This window comes from Ruminococcus sp. NATIVEDY161 (assembly GCF_045819895.1).
In the GTDB taxonomy this organism is placed as follows: Bacteria; Bacillota; Clostridia; order Oscillospirales; family Acutalibacteraceae; genus Ruminococcoides.
On sequence record NZ_CP162392.1, the window covers coordinates 1945171 to 1964520 of the forward strand.

General features: G+C 46.2%; 15 protein-coding genes and 1 tRNA gene. 12 read left to right on the forward strand and 4 right to left on the reverse strand.

The features are described 5' to 3' along the window. The first annotated feature begins 12 nt into the window (after nucleotides 1-12). Nucleotides 13-1587: an IS66 family transposase gene (gene tnpC, locus AB1I50_RS09320; RefSeq protein WP_407723761.1), complete on the forward strand. Its 1575-nt coding sequence runs from the start codon at nucleotides 13-15 to the stop codon at nucleotides 1585-1587. 91 nt (nucleotides 1588-1678) lie between these two features. Here the strand turns inward: tnpC and AB1I50_RS09325 are convergent, their stop codons facing one another. After that, nucleotides 1679-2965 (reverse strand): type II toxin-antitoxin system HipA family toxin, encoded by a 1287-nt coding sequence (locus AB1I50_RS09325; RefSeq protein ID WP_407723762.1) that lies wholly within the window; start codon nucleotides 2963-2965, stop codon nucleotides 1679-1681. A gap of 3 nt (nucleotides 2966-2968) precedes the next feature. After that, nucleotides 2969-3316: a helix-turn-helix domain-containing protein gene (locus AB1I50_RS09330; protein WP_407723763.1), complete on the reverse strand. Its 348-nt coding sequence runs from the start codon at nucleotides 3314-3316 to the stop codon at nucleotides 2969-2971. 968 nt (nucleotides 3317-4284) lie between these two features. On the opposite strand from AB1I50_RS09330, the gene AB1I50_RS09335 reads away from it, so the two are divergent. Then, a complete protein-coding gene (locus tag AB1I50_RS09335; RefSeq protein WP_407725308.1) occupies nucleotides 4285-5691 on the forward strand; it encodes an IS5 family transposase in 1407 nt (468 codons plus the stop codon). A 40-nt stretch (nucleotides 5692-5731) separates the two neighbouring features. Here the strand turns inward: AB1I50_RS09335 and AB1I50_RS09340 are convergent, their stop codons facing one another. Together AB1I50_RS09340 and AB1I50_RS09345 are read right to left on the reverse strand one after the other, a co-directional pair. After that, entirely contained in the window at nucleotides 5732-6937 is a 1206-nt protein-coding gene (locus AB1I50_RS09340) for a hypothetical protein (RefSeq protein ID WP_407723764.1), read from the reverse strand. 195 nt (nucleotides 6938-7132) lie between these two features. Then, on the reverse strand, nucleotides 7133-7786 hold the full coding sequence (locus AB1I50_RS09345; RefSeq protein ID WP_407723765.1) for a hypothetical protein: 654 nt from the start codon (nucleotides 7784-7786) through the stop codon (nucleotides 7133-7135). Between the two features lie 166 nt (nucleotides 7787-7952). On the opposite strand from AB1I50_RS09345, the gene AB1I50_RS09350 reads away from it, so the two are divergent. The 10 genes from AB1I50_RS09350 to AB1I50_RS09395 all read left to right on the forward strand — a co-directional run bounded on the left by AB1I50_RS09350 (nucleotide 7953) and on the right by AB1I50_RS09395 (nucleotide 19245). After that, nucleotides 7953-9533, forward strand: coding sequence for a PP2C family protein-serine/threonine phosphatase (locus AB1I50_RS09350; RefSeq protein ID WP_407723766.1), 1581 nt, complete (start codon nucleotides 7953-7955; stop codon nucleotides 9531-9533). After that, nucleotides 9514-9924, forward strand: coding sequence for an ATP-binding protein (locus AB1I50_RS09355; protein WP_407723767.1), 411 nt, complete (start codon nucleotides 9514-9516; stop codon nucleotides 9922-9924). The genes AB1I50_RS09350 and AB1I50_RS09355 overlap by 20 nt, the downstream gene beginning before the upstream one ends. Before the next feature lie 134 nt (nucleotides 9925-10058). After that, entirely contained in the window at nucleotides 10059-11102 is a 1044-nt protein-coding gene (locus AB1I50_RS09360) for an IS30 family transposase (RefSeq protein WP_407723232.1), read from the forward strand. Between the two features lie 145 nt (nucleotides 11103-11247). After that, nucleotides 11248-11547: an STAS domain-containing protein gene (locus tag AB1I50_RS09365; RefSeq protein ID WP_407723768.1), complete on the forward strand. Its 300-nt coding sequence runs from the start codon at nucleotides 11248-11250 to the stop codon at nucleotides 11545-11547. Between the two features lie 11 nt (nucleotides 11548-11558). Then, nucleotides 11559-14549, forward strand: coding sequence for an AMP-binding protein (locus AB1I50_RS09370; protein WP_407723769.1), 2991 nt, complete (start codon nucleotides 11559-11561; stop codon nucleotides 14547-14549). Beyond that, entirely contained in the window at nucleotides 14546-16222 is a 1677-nt protein-coding gene (locus AB1I50_RS09375) for a carboxylesterase/lipase family protein (RefSeq protein WP_407723770.1), read from the forward strand. Before AB1I50_RS09370 ends, AB1I50_RS09375 begins: the two co-directional genes overlap by 4 nt. Nucleotides 16223-16334: 112 nt before the next feature. Next, entirely contained in the window at nucleotides 16335-17462 is a 1128-nt protein-coding gene (locus AB1I50_RS09380; protein ID WP_407723771.1) for a low temperature requirement protein A, read from the forward strand. A 3-nt stretch (nucleotides 17463-17465) separates the two neighbouring features. Next, the gene (locus AB1I50_RS09385; RefSeq protein WP_407723772.1) at nucleotides 17466-18287 is read left to right on the forward strand and encodes a mechanosensitive ion channel family protein; all 822 of its coding nucleotides are present in this window, start codon (nucleotides 17466-17468) and stop codon (nucleotides 18285-18287) included. 161 nt (nucleotides 18288-18448) lie between these two features. Further along, nucleotides 18449-18685, forward strand: coding sequence for a four helix bundle protein (locus AB1I50_RS09390; protein WP_407723773.1), 237 nt, complete (start codon nucleotides 18449-18451; stop codon nucleotides 18683-18685). 475 nt (nucleotides 18686-19160) lie between these two features. Further along, nucleotides 19161-19245: transfer RNA gene (locus tag AB1I50_RS09395), tRNA-Leu, on the forward strand. Nucleotides 19246-19350 lie beyond the last annotated feature (105 nt).

A 19350-nucleotide genomic window follows, 5' to 3' on the forward strand; every position in this document is an offset into this window, starting at 1 on the left:
TATAATAATATCATGAAAAACGAAGTAAAAAGCAGTGAAACTGTAACGATTTCTAAAGCTGAATATGAGTCGCTGAAATCTCACTGCGCTCAGCTCGAATCCGAATTGAACTGGCTGAAAGAACAGCTTTTGATCAATAAAAAGAAAACCTTTGGTTCAAGCTCAGAGCGTATGGAAGATCTCTATGCAGGTATCTCTCTGCTTTTTAACGAAGCGGAGCTAATAGAGGACATCGGGAATAAAACTGCTGAGACAACAGTCAAGGAGCATACCCGAAAGAAAAAGACCGGCTGCTTCGACAAGCTTCCCGAGAACATAGAAACCTACACTGTTGAACACGAGCTCAGCGAAGAAGAACGCAAGTGTCCTGAATGTGGTGAAGAGATGGAAGTCATCGGTAAGAAGGTCACCAAGCACCTTGAGATAATCCCGGCAAAAGCCGTCATCCGTGAGGATGTATACTTCACCTACGCGTGCAGGAAGTGTCATGAGAACGAAGCAGATACACCGGTTGTAGAAACACCTCAGCCAAATCCGGTCATCAAAGGCAGTTTTGCCTCTGCGGAAGCAATAGCTCATCTGATGACACAGAAGTTTGTGATGCACTCTCCGCTATATCGCCAGGAACAGGAATTAAAGCAGAAGGGCATTGAACTGTCGAGACAGACGATGTCGAACTGGTTCATCACCGCTTCAAAGCTCTGGCTGGAGCCGCTGTATGAGAGAATGAAAGAGCTGCTCCTCAAAGAAAGTGTTCTCCATGCGGACGAGACTACCTTACAAGTGCTCAAAACAAAGGATAAGCCGACAGCGACAAAGAGCTACATGTGGTTGTACCGGACGAGCGGATGTTGTGAGACGCCGATTGTTCTCTATGACTATCGACCGAACCGCAAGGCGGAGAATGCCGAGAGCTTCTTAAAAGAGTTTAAAGGTTATCTGCATACAGACGGCTACAAAGCATACCGCGGAATCGAAAATGTTACAATCGTCGGCTGTTGGGCACATGCAAGAAGGAGATTCTGCGAGGCGCTGGAGGTTCTGCCGGAAGCACAACGCAAGGGTTCGACGGCAGCTATCGGTCTGGATTACTGCGGTAAGCTGTATGCGATTGAAAAGAAATTGAAGGACGAGAGTCCGGAAGATAGGCTGAAAGAGCGACAGGAGCAATCGAAACCGCTTCTGGACGCGTTCTTTGCGTGGGCAAAATCTCTTCGGAACATTGCTCCGAAGAGTAAGCTCGGCAAGGCGATTAATTATCTGATCGAGGAAGAGCCATACCTGCGCCGTTACATCGAGGACGGCAGGCTGGAAATCGACAACAACCGCGCCGAGCGCAGCATCAAGCCGTTTGTTATCGGCAGAAAAAACTGGCTGTTCGCCAATACACCGTCGGGTGCCAAAGCAAGCGCTACCGTTTTCAGCATCATCGAAACAGCGAAGGAAAACAGATTGGATCCTTACGAGTATCTCAAGTTCATATTCACAAAAGCGCCCAACCTGAAGAAAAATGAATCCATAGATACCCTCCTGCCGTGGAACGCGCCGGATGACTGCCGCTCTAAATCGGCATGTTCAACTGAATAAAATACCCTAAAATAATCTCATCCGCCACAGTACCAACCGGTATCTGTGGCGGATGTTTCTTTACCTCATTTGACGCTTACGTCGGCTTATGTTATACTATCAAATTCTTCTTTACAAACTGCATTTGGCTGTCAGAGATTTCTGCTTCTTCGGCAAATCGAGTCCAATCCGATACAGCGGACTTGACCTGATCTATACAGCTTTTGGCGTTGCTTTGCTTGATCCCTGCTTTTTCTGCAACAGAGAGCAGATCGTCAATTGTTATATCTTCCGCCTTGCCGTTTATCAGCATTTGATGCGCGCTTACCCACGGGCTGTCTTTGCGGTAAGAAAACGTCATATCATACGCCGGAGCCAGCGACCATTCGCCTTTCTTGTTCATTAGGAAGGCGATATTTTTTGTGTGGTCATCGTAGTTCTTTGCAAATTCATTGAACAGCATTCGCTTGTATAGCTGGACAAAATCTCCGTGAGGCAGCTTTAATTGTCGCATTACCTGAAAAGCGTCCTCGTATGAGTATATCCTCGGCGAGTTGAAGTCCATATGCGCCATAGCGCACAGGCTTTGCATATGCTGCTTTTCACCCTTGTTTCCGATTCGGTCAAAGCGTTTTGTGATGAAGTGAGATCTGCCCTTCTCGTGATAAAGTCGGCATTCACTCATTTCGATCCCGCACGCCTGCGCCATAAGATAATAAGCGTACTCGATTTTGGTGTATTCGCCGCTGTCGGGCTCGTTGTCCTTATCCTTGTTGTTGCCGATATCGTCGAACTTCAGCAGCCAGTATTCATAACCATCGCCAGCGTTGATCTGTCCCGAGCGGATATCGTTTTTTTCTTTGTTCCAAGCGATAAGAGTTTTCGCTCTCGCGCCGCCGACTGAGGAGCTGCATTGCATTAACTGCGCGATCATATGATCGTTATCAGAAACATGCAGGTTTTCTTTGTTTGATAAGATTTCAGCGGCGAGCTTAGTCAGCGCGTCAATGTCGACCTTTTCATTTATATCGATAAGTTCGCGAGCGGGCTCATATTCCAGTGCGCCCATTCCTCGCTTACCGGTATAGCACAGCTTTTCCAGCGGCGTAAGAGTATCGTCGCTTCTGCCGATACTATCCAGATAACGCTTGATAACGATGTTACCGAACTTATCAGGCAGAGAATCAGCAACCATTCCCGGCAAGCCGCTGTAAGTTTCTTCCGGTAAAGCCGGGAAGGTATATGTCATTTTTGAAAGCGGCATCCTGATAGGAGATACCTCGATTCCGCTGCCAATAAAATCTGTATCATATTGAAAGCCAATTAAACCGTTTTCCTGCTTATGAAGATAACCGATCGGGGATCCCCAAAGAGTTACTTTTACAGTTTGTACTGCCATCTTTTATTCCTCCTTATCCTCACCCCAAGTCCAAGTTGAGCTTGTCTTGGCTTTTTTTGATTTTGCCCTTTTGCGCTTTGGGTTTTCTTCAAAAAGGGATTTATAGTAAGGCTGAGCCTCGGGAATGAGTATATCGAAGTTACCGGACATACTAAACGCGCTGAGTATTTTGATGTAGTTAGTCATCTTTGAGTCATCGCCGTTTTCGATCCTGATTTCCGTGCTGAGTGAAATGCCGCAACGATCGGCAAGTTCAGCCTGAGTCAGATCAAGCGACAAACGCTGCTGCTTGATTCGCGACCCTAATTCCTTGAGAATAGTCTTTTCATTTTCGTTTCCGGTTATTTTCATATTATCACCTTATAGTAATATATCACAAATACAATATTATAGTAGCATAAAAGCAATAATATGTCAAATATAAAATATTAGGCGCTGTTAATTTGATTGATAACCGCGATAAATGATAATTCATCCAAAATTATGGGTTGTTTTTAGCGCACGACTCGTTGTATAATAGTTGTGTAATCCATTAATTATCAAAGCAAGGATGTCGGATAGCTATGTACACAAAGCAAGGTGAATAAGCCATACTTATTATCAGCTAGAGCATATTCTTAATAGGTAAGCAATAAGTATTCATATTAGTTTTTAATACATAGTGTCGCGCAAAAGAAAAACGCCTGTTTTGCGCAAATTTTAAAAATTTTAGTAGTAAAATCGTTCATTTTTTTGCGCAAGAATCATATACCTCGAGAAGAATTTCAGATGGAATTGGCGTAGAATAAAAAAGAAAAAAATTCGAACCGAGACGAAATAATCTGCTTTTTATGTAATTATTGCACAAATCAGGAGTCGAGTTATTGTACACATAATCCAAAAAATCCACGATATTTTCTGTTTCCAAAACTGCGGTAGTCTGGCAGTCAAGAGGTCACGGGTTCGAGCCCCGTTATCTCCACCACAAAAGTCTCGTTTGTATATACAATCGGGACTTTTTCCTTTTATGCCGTTTCCGAATAACTCACCTTTTAATGCGAATATAAAGGAAACGGTGTTTTTCTGTGCTCCGCAGCTTATTGTAACAGGAAGATATTGGATAAACTGACACAGATATTATATAATCGTCGAAATTGACCATAAGGAGAAGAAAAACACGCCTCACGCTTTGGTACGGCGTGTTTTGTATTTATTATTTAATGTAAACTGAACAATCCCGATCATCCGATAAACAGTGCAAAAATCATCGAAATATGGTATAATAAATGCAAGGAAAACGGCTGAAAAGCCGCAAAAAGCTTGCATTTGGAGATGATGGGATGTATAAATTCGACAACGGACAGATAAGTTTAGAAGATTTCGGACAGCCGATAGGCATGAATCTGAAAAACAGCAACCGTTGGGTTAAGCGTGCGCAGACGATTCCGTGGCTTGAGATCGAGAAAAAATACGCGAAGCTTTTCTCTAACAAGAAGGGCAATGTGGCAAAGTCACTGCGCCTTGGTCTCGGCGCGAGGATCATCCAAGCCGAGTACGGCTACTCCGACGCCGAGACCCCGCTTCAAATCCAAGAGAATCCGTATCTCCAATACTTTTGCGGCTATAAAGCCTTTGATGACAGCAAGCCCCCGTTTGATCCGTCGATGATGGTCTACTTCCGCAAACGCCTGACGCCTGAGATCATCGGAGAAATCAACGAAATGATAATCTCCGCAGAGCAGGCAAAGCTTGAAAAGGAGAAGGAGAAATCGAGCAAAGACGAATCCGATGACGATGATAAGAACAGCGGAACCATGATCGTTGACGCGACCTGTGCTCCGTCGCAGATCTCATATCCGCAGGATGTATCCTTACTCAACAAAGCCCGCGAGTGCAGCGAGAAAATCATTGATGAGCTGCATGTCAAAGGCGAGCAAAAGCCCCGTACATACCGTAAGAAAGCGCATAAAGACTACACTTCTTACGCCCGCATCCGTAAGCCAAAGGCAAAGCAACGTCGTAAGGCAATCAAAAAGCAGCTTGGCTATCTCAACAGGAACATCGGTCATATTGAGAAAATGCTTGTCGGCGGGAAAGCATTACCTGCTAAATTTGAGCAAAAGTTTTCCACAATCCAAACAATCTACGCGCAGCAGAAAGAAATGTACGTCAACCGCACCCAAAGCGTCAAGGACAGGATTGTCAGTCTGAGCCAGCCGTGGATCCGCCCTATTGTGCGCGGAAAAGTCAAGGCAAAGACGGAGTTCGGTGTGAAGCTCGACATCAGCGTTTGCAATGGCTGGACGCGTCTTGAAAGGCACAGCTTTGACGCTTACAATGAATCCACGGGCTTGAAAGATATGATTGAGCGGTACAAAGAACGAACGGGACATTATCCCGAGCGTGTGCTTGTCGATAAAATCTATCGCACGCGCGAGAACCTGAAATACTGCAAGCAACACAAAATCAGGCTTTCGGGACCGGCTCTCGGCAGACCGAAAAAGGACGCTGAGATCGACAAAAAACAGAATTACATCGATGAGTGTGAGCGCGTCGAGGTTGAGCGCAAATTCAGCCTCGCCAAGCGCAAATGCGGCATGGACATGATAGTGACAAGGCTGAAAGAGACAACTTGCCACAGCATTGCTATGTCCGTTCTGCTTCTCAATCTGAGGAGGATCGAGAAGTTGAGGGCGGAGATATTAGCGTTGCTTTTCCGCAGTTTGAAATTGGGGTTTGTTCAGTAGATATTATTTAAACTGTATTCTGATTCCCGAAAAAAGTTTTTTATTTTGTAATATCAAACTCAACGTTACTTCCGAGCTTGATTTTTTCTTCAATACCGTCGGTTGAAAAATAGGAAATTTTGCGGATAATTCGGTTGTTCGGGCGGTAGAACATATTTTCAAGCATGTAGTAAAACGCGCCGGGGGTGCGGAGTCCGCCCATGGAAACCGCGTCGATTCCCGTATCTGAGAGCAGCCAGTCCGCGAACATTACGCAGTTGGTGTTAACGCCGAAATAGCTCTTGAACGAGCCGTCGACCACCGTGTATATTTTCGCGTTGAGGAACTGCACCAAAAATTCACCTGCGTCGCCGTAACGTCTGCCGGGCTTGGGTACGGTGACCTCGGGATGTCTGATTTTAAGCTCCAGCGGTACGCAGTACTGCTTAAACATTTTGAGTTTTTCCTTAACCGAATCAAGCTGTTTTTCGGAGAAGCACGCGCCGTAGCTGATTACGTTATCTCCGCAGTTTTCGACGCAGTATTTATAGTAGGGCAGCTTCGGAATTTCGGCGTATGTACCCTGCGAGATAAAGCCTCCAAGCTTGTTTTTGCTCTTGTCGTAGGTGCCGTAGGAATACACGGTGTCGCCTATGGCGATGTCCATATGACCGAACTGGTTGCCCTTGGGATCGGTTAAGTGGAGATTGATTTCGAGATTAACGGTGTCGAAGTTGCTTGTTTCTTTGTCCTCAACATAGATTTTCTTTTCAAATTCTTTGTCGTCAATCTTTTTGTAAATATCAGTGACCATATTCTTAATCTTAAACGCCGTAATAAGGTTGGGTAATGAGATATGGGTACGGCGGCGCATACGGTCCTCTTCGAGCTCGGTGAGGGTGACCTCAGCGTAAAAATCACCGAAAATCGTTATCGCGTAGATTATCAGGTACAGAGAGATAAAATAGCGCAGTGCAAAAATGTGCTCGAGCGGAGAGAAGGTGAGCAGCAGACCTGTCACAATTAATACGAGCGCAAATATGCCGTTCATTATACCGCCTCTGTAGCCGTTCACGAAGCAGTTTACGCAAATTGCTGCACGCACAATACCTACCAGTATCGCGACTATGCCTATCAACACGCAAGGCGCGATTGTCAGAACCCAAAAATAGTACTGAAGTACAAGCAATACGGCGGCGACAAGCAAAAATACCACCAGTCCTATAATTCCCTGCAAATACTTTTTTATCTGGAAACGCTGAATCATAAACGATATTCCGCCCAAAATTAGGCTGACGGAAATAATCAGTACCAGTAAATATTCAAGGGTTTCATCCGGAACAAAGAGAAGTCCGATGCCCAGCAGTGTTACGCCGAGCGCGACTAAAAATGTGACAATCGGTTTTCTCTGTTTTATTTTTTTCTTGCCATTTGTTTATCCTCCCTTAAAATTCATTAAACGCTATTCTTTTGAAAAAATCTTCAATGCCTTTGAGAAGTAGAAAAGGAACAGTACGCTTTCGCCGATACTCAAAGCGCTGTCGATTACTTCAAATATCGACGTCTCAACGCTTGACGAGTTGTCGATGAGTATCAAAATCAAAATGCTCACGCAGGTTCTTATAACAAAAATCGTGACGATAATCGCGTAAATTGCAGCGCCGGTTTTATCCATTTCGGGATGACCGAGCTGTTTGCTCAGGCTTCGTATTCCCTCGAGAATGTAAATCCGGGACAGCATAATCGTCAGAATAACCAGCAGCTCGCCAATACTGTAAACCTCTTTGTTAAACACAAACACCACGCTGACCACTGCCAAAATCAAAGTGATAATGATTGAGTAGAAGGCTATTTTGAAGTTCGCGTCGTCCTTGTTTGCCTTGCGCAGACCGATTATATAGAAAATATAACCGAGGATTCTCACCGCCAAAAACAACAGCGTAATACCGTACAAGGCTAATCCGGCAGGGGAAATTGCTTTGTCTATGGTGATGTCCATATTGAAAACTGACGCGGTTAGGATTGTTACCAAAATCGTAAAAATCTCGCCTGTAAGCATAAATATTTGCGCCGCCATCAACTTTTTTATACTGTAATATGTGTTCGGATAGGTCATATAACTGCTCCTTAACGTGATTTTAAATTAATTCAACTATAAGTTTAAAGGATAACAGGGCATTTGTCAATGCAATTATTACATAAATTTCTGTTGTGTACTTGATTTTATAGTGTATTTTGGTATAATATAAATTGAATATCTACGAATTGTGACGGAGGAGCTTGTGAATATAGTTAGCCGCGTACAACAAAAAATAAAATCATTTGATTTCAGCTGGATGATTCCCACAGGCTTCGGGATATCCTGCGCACTGTTGACTGCAGGCATTGTAATGCTTATGCTCAGGGGCTTCGGCAATATGGAAAACGGCTGGATTTTCAGCATCGGCGCCGACCTGTTTTGCTTGGCAATAAGCGTTATGCTGTCGTTTAGCTGTGTGCTCAACTACAAAAGCCGAAACGAGCATACGCGCGTTTTCGTTATTTTGCTGACTGTCAGCGCGTTCTCGCTGTTTCTTGACGAAACCACGTGGCTTTTTCAGGGAATAGCGCCGCTTAGAGGTATAAACCATGTCGTGTATGTCCTGCACTATGTAATCGGCGTAGTGCTTGTGTACCTTTTCTGGCAGTACATCCGCCGCGTTCTGAAAATGGAAAACAGCCTGATGGAAACCGCCGACGGTATTTTGAATTTGCTGCTTATTCCGTCGCTGCTCTTATGCGCGGTCAACTTTTTCTATCCGCTTTACTTTACGATTGACGAAAACGGCTTTTGCTCGCGCACCGACAAATGGTACATAAGCCAGGTTTACCTGTGCTTTGCGCTGCTGATTGTAATTTTGGAGCTTTTGATGTCGCAGGCTTCAAAGCGCGACAGAATGGTGGCGATTTCGTTTATCGCTATTCCGCTTGTCAACCAGCTTTTAACGAGCTTTACAACCTCAATTACCACACAATACGCCGCAATGCTTGTGGCGATTGTACTTATATACGGCGTGCTTTTCGCAGACAGAGAGAAGAAAATTTCCACCACCGAAACCGAGCTTGGAGTAGCCAAGCGGATACAGGCGGATATGCTTCCCAATGAATTCCCGTTTTTGCCTGAGAGAGGGGAGTTTGACCTCTACGCTTCAATGAACCCTGCCAAGGAGGTCGGCGGCGATTTCTACGACTTCTTTATGGTGGACAACGACCACCTTGCGCTTGTTATGGCGGACGTTGCGGGCAAGGGAATTCCCGCGGCGCTGTTTATGATGTCGTCAAAAATTTTAATCAAAAACCACACTATGTCAGGCGGCTCGCCCGGAGCTGTTCTGCGCACGGTGAATAATCAGATTTGCGAGAACAACCGCGAGGAAATGTTCGTCACGGTCTGGCTTGGAATTTTGGACTTGCGCGACGGAAAGCTTGTAAGCGCCAACGCAGGTCACGAGTACCCGGTGCTCAAAACGCCCGACGGAGATTTCGAGCTTATCAAGGGCAAGCACAGCTTTGTTATCGGCGGAATGGAGGGAATGAAGTTCCGCGAGAGCGAGATGGTGCTTGAACCCGGCTCAAAGCTGTTTTTGTACACCGACGGCGTTCCCGAGGCTGAAAATCAGAACGAGGAGCAGTATGGCTACGAGCGTTTTCTCAAGGCGCTGAACAGCAAAAAGGACGGTACTCCCGAAGAACTGCTTGAAGCCACAAGGAACAGCGTAAAGGCGTTTGTTCAGGATCACGTTCAGTTTGACGATTTGACAATGCTCTGCGTGCATTATACAGGAGAGAGAAAGGAGGAAACCGATGAAGGAGCTGACAGTTGACGCGGCTGTTGAAAACATCGAGGTTGTGACCGATTTTGTCAACGAGGAGCTCGAAAAGCTCGACTGTCCCGTTAAGGCACGGCGGCAGATTGACGTCGCCATTGACGAGCTGTTCGGTAATATCGCGCGTTACGCCTACTCACCCGATGTCGGCAAGGCGACGGTGCGCTTTTCGGTTGAGGAAGATCCGCTCGAGGTCACCATTACCTTTATCGACAACGGAATTCCGTTTAATCCGCTTGAAAAATCCAATCCCGATACCCACCTTTCCGCTGAGGAAAGACCAATCGGCGGTCTTGGAATCTTCCTTGTAAAAAAATCAATGGATCTGGTTGAATACGAGTACAAAAACGGACAGAACATCTTAAAAATCAAAAAAAAAATCGGATGATATTTTTAAATAAGCAAAAATAAAAAACACGCGCGTTGTAAAATGAAGTTGAAACAATAAAATAAAAGAGTCCACAGCGACGATTCTGTAGTAGAATTGAGTTACCACACACCAATTCGAAAGGAATCATCACTATGGACAATTCCAATTGTAACACGGAGCACAAGAAATTTCAACACATAACATCAGAAGAACGACACGAAATAGAGGTTCGACTTAAAGACGGTTGGTCAATTTATGCTATCGCCAAACACCTTGGCAGACCATACAATACCATCAGAAATGAAGTTGAACGAGGTACTGTATATTTGTATAACGGTAAGGTTGCGAGATATAAAGCAGATAAGGGTAAGGAAGTTTACCTTGAACGTCGCAAAAACAGCCGCAGAAATATCAATTGTCTTGAAGTGGTCGGTTTTCTTCAGTATGTTGAAAAGAAATTCCGTGAAGAAGGCTGGTCGCTTGATGCTTGCGTAGGTTACGCCAAAGCAAATCATCTGTATACTGATAAACAAATGGTTTGCACGAAAACGCTGTACAACTACGTTGATTTAGGTTTGCTAAATATCAAAAATATAGATTTACCTGAAAAGCTAAAGCGTAACACCAAAGGAAACCGAATCCGAGAAAACAAGCGAAATCTCGGCAACAGTATTGAAATGCGACCTGATGATGTTGATACTCGTGAAGAATTCGGTCATTGGGAGATTGACAGCGTTATCGGCAGAAAAACAGAGGGTGAATCTCAGGTAATGACAATAGTTGAGCGTAAGCATCGTGAATCAATATGGCTGAAAATAAGAGATCATTCTGCTGAAGCTATAGACGAAGCTCTATCCGGGTTAATTGAGCAATTCGGAGATAAATATAACGAAGTGTTCAAGAGCATAACCGGAGATAACGGATCTGAGTTTGCCAATCTTTCTCAGGTTGAATCAAAAGGGATTTCAGTGTACTTTACTCATCCGTATTCTTCCTATGAGAAAGGAACAAATGAATGTCACAACAAAATGCTTCGCAGATTTATTCCAAAAGGGAAGAGCATAGATGACTACAGTGCTGATGATATCCTCTTTTTTGCTGACAAAATCAACAATCTGCCCAGAAAGATACTCGGGTATCATACTCCGGAGGAACTCTTTGAGCAGGAACTCGACAGGATATACAGGGCAGCTTGAGCCGCGCCGTCGTGAGTTTCTCTCACTCGTCGCTACGCTCCTCTCTCAAGAAACTCACGACATTCTACTACAAACGTTAAATTTGTTTCAACTTGCTATTGCAATTTGCGAAAATAAAAAACAATATATTAAAGGAGTTTTTAAAATGGATTTAAAAAGAACAACAGACAGCACAACAATGACAGTTGCCGTTAGCGGCAGAATTGACACCTCAACAGCACCTGAGTTTGAGCAGGGCGTAAAGCCGTATCTCGACGGCGTTAACGACCTCGTTCTCGACTTTGCCGAGGTAAACTATGTTTCTTCCGCAGGTCTGCGCGTACTGCTTTCACTTCACAAAATTATGATGAAGAAGGGCTCAATGAAGCTTGTTAACGTTAACGAAGAGGTATGCGACGTATTTGAAGTAACAGGCTTTGACGAGATTTTGAATTATAACGAATAAAAGGTGAGCGCATGACTATTATTGAATTACTTGAACAGTACACCAAAGAAAATCCGAATACCGCGATTCTCTTTGATGAGGCTCAGCCCAAGGGTATCACATACGCTCAGCTCGACGATTTCAGCGGCAGAGTATATGCGTTTTTGACCGACAAGGGCATCGGCAAGGAGGACTTTGTCCTTATCAACCTGCCGCGCGGAATTATGCCGGTTATCGCGATGATCGGCGTTTGGAAAACAGGCGCGGCTTGGGCGTTGGTTGAGGACACATACGCTCCCGACCGTATCGCCTATATCCGCGAGGACTGCGGCTGCAAGCTCGAGATTAACGCCGAAACCTGGGAGGAGATTATGAATGTCGAGCCCAAGAAGGGCTACGCTTCTCCTGATATGCACGACGCGGCTTACGCAATTTACACCTCCGGTACCACAGGCAACCCCAAGGGCGTTTTGCACGAGTACGGCAATTTGCAGAGAGCTATTGACTCAATCGCGGTTGACGGCAAAAATCCCTTCGACGGCAACGACAGAATCGCGCTGCTCGCTCCTATGAACTTTGTAGCGTCGGTAATCGTTATCCTTAAGGCGCTCAGCATTTGCGGCGGCAAGACCTTTATTGTAAGCTACGCAACAATCAAAAACCCAATGGCGCTTAAGCTGTTCTTTGTTGAAAAGCGCATCAGCATTACGTTCCTTACCCCGTCATATGTACGTATGCTCGGCAACACAACAGGACCGTTTTTGCGTATGCTCTTTGTGGGCAGTGAGCCTGCAAACAACGTTTACAACAAGAACCTTGATTTGATTAATATTTACGCGGCTTCCGAGAGCGGTTTCGCCGTTGGCGTATTCCAAATTGATAAGTCCTACGAGACCTGTCCTATCGGTAAGCCCGAAATCGAATGTCCGATTACCCTGATTAACGAGGAAGGCAACGAAGCCGCTGAGGGCGAAATCGGTGAGCTCTGCTTTGAAAACCCCTATGTTCGCGGCTATATGCACCTTCCAGAGGAAACCGAAAAGGCGTTCCAAAACGGAATTTACCATACAGGCGACCTCGCGCGCATGGACGAAAACGGCAACTATGTTCTGCTCGGACGTTCGGGCGATATGATTAAAATTAACGGCAACCGCATTGAGCCTGCCGAGATTGAAGCTTCGGTTAAGCAGGTGCTCGGCATCGACTGGGCTGCAGCGCGCGGCTTTGAGGAAAACGGCAAGAGCTATCTTTGCGCCTACTACACCGCCGACATCGAGGTTGACGGCGACAAAATGCGCGAGGAGCTTTCAAAGCGCCTGCCGTACTATATGATTCCTGCCTATTATATGAAGATAGACAAGGTTCCGCTCAAGCCGAACGGAAAAATGGACAGAAAGGCTCTGCCCAAGCCCGACGCTTCCGACTTTAAGACCGACTACGTAGCGCCTGAAAACGAGACGCAGCAGAAGCTATGCGACGCTATGGCAAAGGTTCTTAAGCTCGATCAGGTCGGAATTAACGACGATTTCTATGAGCTCGGCGGCGACTCGCTCGGCTCAATCAACCTTATTACCGAGAGCGAGCTGCCCGGACTTAATTCAAGCGAAATCTTCCGCGGAAGAACTCCTAAGAAAATCGCTGAGCTGTACGAGGCAAATCACGCCAATGACGACGGCGAGGCTCCCGAGGTAAAGAACGCGCGTTCAATGAAGCGCGACCATCCGCTGACCGTTGAGCAGCTTTATATGGTTGACTATCAGCTCTACACTCCGAGGTCCACAATGTACAACCTCTTTACAATGATGAGAATGGACAAGGATACGTTTGATATGCAGAAGATGGCTGACGCTATGCACACCGCTATCCGCAACCATCCCGCGCTGCTCACAACCTTCCATTTCAACGAGGACGGCGACATTGTTCAGCGCTACACGCCTGATGTTCTGCAGGATATCCACGTAGAAAAGCTCAGCGAGTTTGAGTTTAATAACATCAAGGATAACCTTGTTCAGCCGTTTAAGATTATCGGCGGATGTATGCACCGCTGCCGTGTGTTCGAGACCGAAAAATACGGCTACATCTTCTTTGATGTTCACCACACATTGTTTGACGGCACATCGCTTAAGCTGTTTATGCAGAACGTCGGCAAGGCGTTTATGGGTATGCAGCCCGATCCCGACCTGTATTACCTGATTCTCCAGAACCGCGAGGACGAGCAGGAGACTGAGTTCTATCAGGAGAGCAAGAAGTACTTTGAGAACCGCTTTGAGGGCGTTGAATGGTCAAGCTATCCCGAAACCGACCACGAGTCGCGCGAGAACGAGATGGGCGAGGTGCTCGCTCCGCTCGGAATCGAGCAGCCTCAGATGAAGGCGATGGAGCGCCGTTACCGCATCAGCCGCAACGAGTTCTTTGTCTCCGCTCTCGCTTTGGCGATTTCAATTTATAACGAAAAAGACGACATCAAGCTCTGCTGGATTTACAACGGCAGAGAGGATTTGACCGCGATGAACTCCGTAGGACTGCTGTTCCGCGAGCTTCCGGTGGGTATCCGCTTTAAGGAGGATATGACCCTGCGCGACTTGTTCGCTGACGTTCACGAGCAGGTTCAGAGGGGCATTGAGCACAGCTGCTATCCGTATGTTGACCTTAACAACCAGGCAGGTACGGGCAGCGAAGCCGCATATCTGCTCTATCAGCAGGATATCCGCGATATGGGCGGTATGGACGGTATGAATGTCGAGACAATCGACATCCGCCAGAACCAGGCAGCCTCTCAGACAATCCTCGATATGGAAATCCTCGACGGCGGCGACGGTCTTGAAATGATGATGGACTATACCTCAAGCCTGTACGAGGAGGAGAGTATGAACGAGTTCAAAGACCTCTTCATCAGAGTGTCACAGGGACTTGTTACCCACAACTCGCAGAACGATGTTACAATCGGCGAGCTGCGCGAAAAGTACAAGAGCAACAAGGGATTCTTTGAAACTATTTTTGCTATATTCAGAAAGAAAAGATGAATTTAGGAATTAAAAACGAGGACAGGCTTGTGATTCGTCACCGCTACGGGGTTAACAGCCCCGTAGAAGGAGAGTACGACGAATCACTCGCCGTTCACTGTAAAAACGGAACTTTTATCGGCGGCAGAGCAGGCAAGGCTCTTGTGTACAAGGGCATACCTTTTGCCAAGCCGCCCGTAGGCAATTTGCGCTGGAAGGCTCCGCAGCCGGTCGATGACTGCGACGGAGTTTTTGAGGCGTACTACAACGGAAAATCTCCTATTCAAACCGAATGGCCGAGTGAGCAGGCTTCCTATTATCCGCAGGGCGAGGACTGCCTTTACCTCAATATCTGGCTGAACGAAACCGATAAAACCGCGGATAAGCCCGTAATGGTGTTTTTCCACGGCGGCTCCTACGGCTGGGGAGGAACGGCGGATCCGATTTACGACGGCGCGAACTTTGTCGGCAAGCAGAGCGATATTATTCTGGTGACTGTCGGCTACCGCGTAGGTATGATGGGCTTTGTGGATTTCAGCATCGTAAAGGGAGGGGAGGACTTTCCCGATTCGCCCAACCTCGGTCTGCTCGACCAGATTGAGGCGCTGCGCTGGGTTCAAAAGAATATAGGGGCGTTCGGCGGCAATACCGAAAACGTGACGGTTTTCGGTGAGTCGGCAGGCGGCGGAAGCGTTTCGCTGCTCCCAATTATTCCGCAGGCAAAGGGCTTGTTCAAGCGCGTAATTGCCGAGAGCGGCTCGGTTGCCCTGACCTTCTCAAAGGAACAGTGCCAAACTGTCACCGAAAAACTGCTTAAGACGGCAGGTGCCGAATCTATGCAGGATTTGATGGCGCTGACCGAGGCCGAGCTTAAGCTTGTCAACGAGTCGGTTAACGATATCAACAACTTTCCGCAGCGCGACGGCAAGCTTATTCCGCTCGATCCATATCTTCCGTACGAAAACGGCGAGTCCGCCGGCGTGGATATTATGATAGGCACAAATTCGGACGAAATGAATTACTGGATCGGTGAAATCGGCGGAATGATGCTTTACCGCTTTACGAGCTCCGTAAAATTCGAAAACGACTTGAAATCGCTGAGCTACGTGGGAAAAAGGCGCGTAAAGAAGTTTATCGACAGCCTGGAAGGCCCGAATATTTGGCGTGTTTCAGAGTTTTACAACGAGATGATGTTCCGCCTGCCTGCGATTTATCAGGCGCAGGAGCACTCCAAAAACGGCGGCAAGGCGTATATGTATTACTGGACAGTGCCGTCCGCTATCCCTGACCGAAAGGCGTGCCACGCCGTTGAGCTTGCCTATGTTTTCGGCAACCTCGAGGAAACCATTTACACAGGCGAACGCGCCGATGAGGACATTTCCGACGCGGTTATGCAGATGTGGACGAACTTTGCGCGTATCGGCAATCCCTCCACAGATGAAATCGAGTGGAAGCCGTACGACGTAAATGACCGCGCCTCGCTGGTTATTTCCGATAAACCGCATATGTCAAATGACGTTTTGCACAAGCAGCGCAAGATGCTTTCTCCGCTGCTTAAGCGGATGATAAATCCTTCCTACGCGGGGCTTGATTACAACGTTCCGTATGTGCGCAAGCTGCTTGCAGGCGGACTGCTCGCTGTTTCGGGAGTAGCTGCCGCGGCGGTTCTTACCGCAAAGCTGTTTAAAGATTAAAAATAAGGATGACTTTCCGTTTGTGCGGATAGTCATCCTTTAATTTGCCGTATGGACAAAAGTCTCAAATTTTGGTATTATAATTGTAACGATATGTTGATTGGGTGATAGAATGACGCTTTTCGGAAAAGAGGAGAAAAAGGTTGAGTACCTCGAGCTGGTATACGACCTGATTTTTGTTTACATAGTCGGCAGAAACAACGCGCTTATGCACAATTTTGAAAACGGCTTTACAACCTTGGGCTCGTTTTCGGCGTATGTTTTCTGCACGCTCGCGATTATCCAAATTTGGATGTTCAGCACGTTTTACATCAACCTCTACGGCAGAAACAGCGTAAGAGATTACGTCTTTTTGTTCACGAATATGTACCTGCTGTACCATATGTCCACGGGTATTTCGACGAACTGGACGGAGAACAGCTACCGGTTTTGTATAGCTTGGGCGCTGATTTTGATTAACATCGCCGTGCAGCATTTTATCGAGGCGCGGCATCATAAAGCCGCTCCGTGGGAGTTAAAGCAAATCTACAGGCGCGGCGGAATAATCCTTATCGAAGCGCTCCTCGTTGTCGCGATTACGGTGTTTTACGCCTTTACGGGCATTTCGCTTACGTACATTCCGGTAATTTTCGGTATTGCCGCCACGGCGCTTTCGGGCAGGACAAATATGCTCGTTCCGGTGGATTTCGGACACCTCAGCGAACGCGCTATGCTGTATATCGTGTTTACCTTTGGCGAGATGATAATTGTTATTTCGTCGTACTTCGACGGAAAAATCACCCCGAACAGCCTGTATTTTTCGCTGATGGCGTTCCTCATAGTGGTAGGGCTGCTGCTCAGCTACGGCGTTCTGTACAACAGAATTATCGACCGCGATAAAACCACCAACGGCACGCTGTATATGCTTATTCACGTATTCTTGATTTTTGCGCTGAACAATATCTCGGTAGCGCTTGAATTTATGCGCGATGAGGAGGTCGCTAATTTCCCGAAAACTCTGTTTTTGACAGGCTCGTTTGTGCTGTGCTTCACGTTTATGTTCCTGCTTGGATTTTACGCGAAAAAGCGCTGCGGCTTTAACCGCAAATTTGCCCTTGTGCTGACGGGAATGATGATTAGCTTTGCCGCGCTTATGCTGATATTCAGGGAGAATATGTACGTGAATATAGCGATTTCCGCGACGTATGTTTTCGGGGTATTCGCTATGTTGTATTACAGAGGAAAGCGTATGGAGGCTTAACTTATGGATTTGACAAAAGGAACAAACGTACTCAACGATATTATAAAATATATGACCGTGCCTAAGCTTATTGTCTGCGGCGTGGTGATTGCCGTGACGGTGCTGGTGTTTATCGGCATTAAAATCGCAACACGGAAAATCAGAAAGAACCTCACGCTCGAAAACGACGGCGACAAGCTTTCACTGCTCAATTTTGTGGTGAACGTCATCCGCATAGCCGTTGTGCTTGCCGCGGCGATTGTCATTTTGCAGATTTTGGGCGTGAACGTCGGAACCTTCGCAACGCTGTTCGGACTGCTTATCGCGGTGCTCGGCTTTGCGTTTCAGGATTCGCTCAAGGACGTTTTTATGGGTATGATTATCCTGCTCGACAACTACTTCAAGGTAGGCGACGCGGTTTGCTACGAAAATAAGGACGGTATTGTTGTACATTTTAATCTGCGCACAACCAAAATCCAGCTTATCGACGATAACTCAATCTTATCGGTTTCGAACAGGAACATTTCCCAAATCGCGAAGCTCTCGAATATGAACGACGTCGATGTTCCGCTCTCCTACGACGAGGACGTTAAGAAAATTTATGAAACGCTTACCGAGGTTTGCGAGAGAATTAAGAAAATCGACACCGTCGAGGACAGTGTGTTCAAGGGAACTCAGGGCTTTGACGACTCGGCAATCAGGTACAGGGTGAGGTTTTTCTGCAAGCCGATTAACCGCCCCGACACCAAGCGCGCGGTTATGAGAGAAATCCAGAAGGGACTTGACGAGGCAGGAATAAAAATCCCCTACAACCAGCTCGACGTCCACACGTATAATAAGAAATAATATTGACTTTTTCACGTTTTTAGAATATAATAGCTTTGCTGAATAATTGCAGAGCGGTGAGCGCACCGCCCCGGATTTAGGTAACGTCACCTCGGTGGAAAAATAATGGAAATAAGTATCTTTGTGATAAGCAAAAAGAATTTGTGCTTTAAAAGCAACTCTTGCGTTCCGGTACAAGTATTGGTGCAAATGTTGCCGAAACGCAACAGGCACAAAGTAAAGCTGATTTCATTTCTAAAATTTCTATCGCATTAAAGGAAACAACTGAAACCAAGTATTGGCTGAGATTACTTAACGCAACTGATTATTTATCCGACATTGAAACAAAAATTATTTTAGCAGATTGTGTTGAAATTGAGAAAATCTTAACCACAATATTAAAGTCAAGTAAAACATAATTTTCCATTTTCCATTTTCAACTTTCAATTTACATAAGCGCCTGTGGTGGAACTGGTCGCGTTGCGAGCGCCGCCTGCGGCGGATAAAGCGAGCAAGAGCGAGGTTTGAAATAAGGAGTACAAGGAAGCGCTTTAGCGCGACGCGGTACGACTATATTTCAAGCGGGACACACCACGCTAGATTTAGGTAACGTCACCTCGGTGTAACAATTAAATAACTGATAAATATCGGGTTTTGCGACCTGATTTTTATAAAACGCGCCTGTGGTGGAACTGGCAGACACGCTAGATTTAGGTAACGTCACCTCGGTGTAACAATTAAATAACAGATAAATATCGGGTTTTGCGACCTGATTTTTATAAAACGCGCCTGTGGTGGAATTGGCAGACACGCCAGATTTAGGTAACGATACCTCGGTGGAAAAATTGAATATGTGATAAATATCGGGTTTTGCGACCTGATTTTTATAGATTCGCGGGTATGGCGGAACTGGCAGACGCACAAGATTTAGGTTCTTGCGGAATACTCCGTGCAGGTTCAAGTCCTGTTACCCGCACCAGTATGAGTGTTCATAACGGATTTATGTTATGGACACTCATTTTTTATTCAATTTCATCCGGTTTGTATGCGGTGAGCAGGTTTTTGTGCCTGCTCACCTTTTCTC

Excerpts from the sequence above, each read along its gene's own strand:
- AB1I50_RS09340 (WP_407723764.1), bottom strand. The coding sequence starts at position 6,937 with ATGATTCAGCGTTTCCAGATAAAAAAGTATTTGCAGGGAATTATAGGA.
- AB1I50_RS09380 (WP_407723771.1), top strand. The coding sequence starts at position 16,335 with ATGACGCTTTTCGGAAAAGAGGAGAAAAAGGTTGAGTACCTCGAGCTG.
- tnpC (WP_407723761.1), top strand. The coding sequence starts at position 13 with ATGAAAAACGAAGTAAAAAGCAGTGAAACTGTAACGATTTCTAAAGCT.
- AB1I50_RS09360 (WP_407723232.1), top strand. The coding sequence starts at position 10,059 with ATGGACAATTCCAATTGTAACACGGAGCACAAGAAATTTCAACACATA.
- AB1I50_RS09325 (WP_407723762.1), bottom strand. The coding sequence starts at position 2,965 with ATGGCAGTACAAACTGTAAAAGTAACTCTTTGGGGATCCCCGATCGGT.
- AB1I50_RS09375 (WP_407723770.1), top strand. The coding sequence starts at position 14,546 with ATGAATTTAGGAATTAAAAACGAGGACAGGCTTGTGATTCGTCACCGC.
- AB1I50_RS09335 (WP_407725308.1), top strand. The coding sequence starts at position 4,285 with ATGTATAAATTCGACAACGGACAGATAAGTTTAGAAGATTTCGGACAG.
- AB1I50_RS09385 (WP_407723772.1), top strand. The coding sequence starts at position 17,466 with ATGGATTTGACAAAAGGAACAAACGTACTCAACGATATTATAAAATAT.
- AB1I50_RS09345 (WP_407723765.1), bottom strand. The coding sequence starts at position 7,786 with ATGACCTATCCGAACACATATTACAGTATAAAAAAGTTGATGGCGGCG.
- AB1I50_RS09370 (WP_407723769.1), top strand. The coding sequence starts at position 11,559 with ATGACTATTATTGAATTACTTGAACAGTACACCAAAGAAAATCCGAAT.
- AB1I50_RS09355 (WP_407723767.1), top strand. The coding sequence starts at position 9,514 with ATGAAGGAGCTGACAGTTGACGCGGCTGTTGAAAACATCGAGGTTGTG.
- AB1I50_RS09330 (WP_407723763.1), bottom strand. The coding sequence starts at position 3,316 with ATGAAAATAACCGGAAACGAAAATGAAAAGACTATTCTCAAGGAATTA.
- AB1I50_RS09365 (WP_407723768.1), top strand. The coding sequence starts at position 11,248 with ATGGATTTAAAAAGAACAACAGACAGCACAACAATGACAGTTGCCGTT.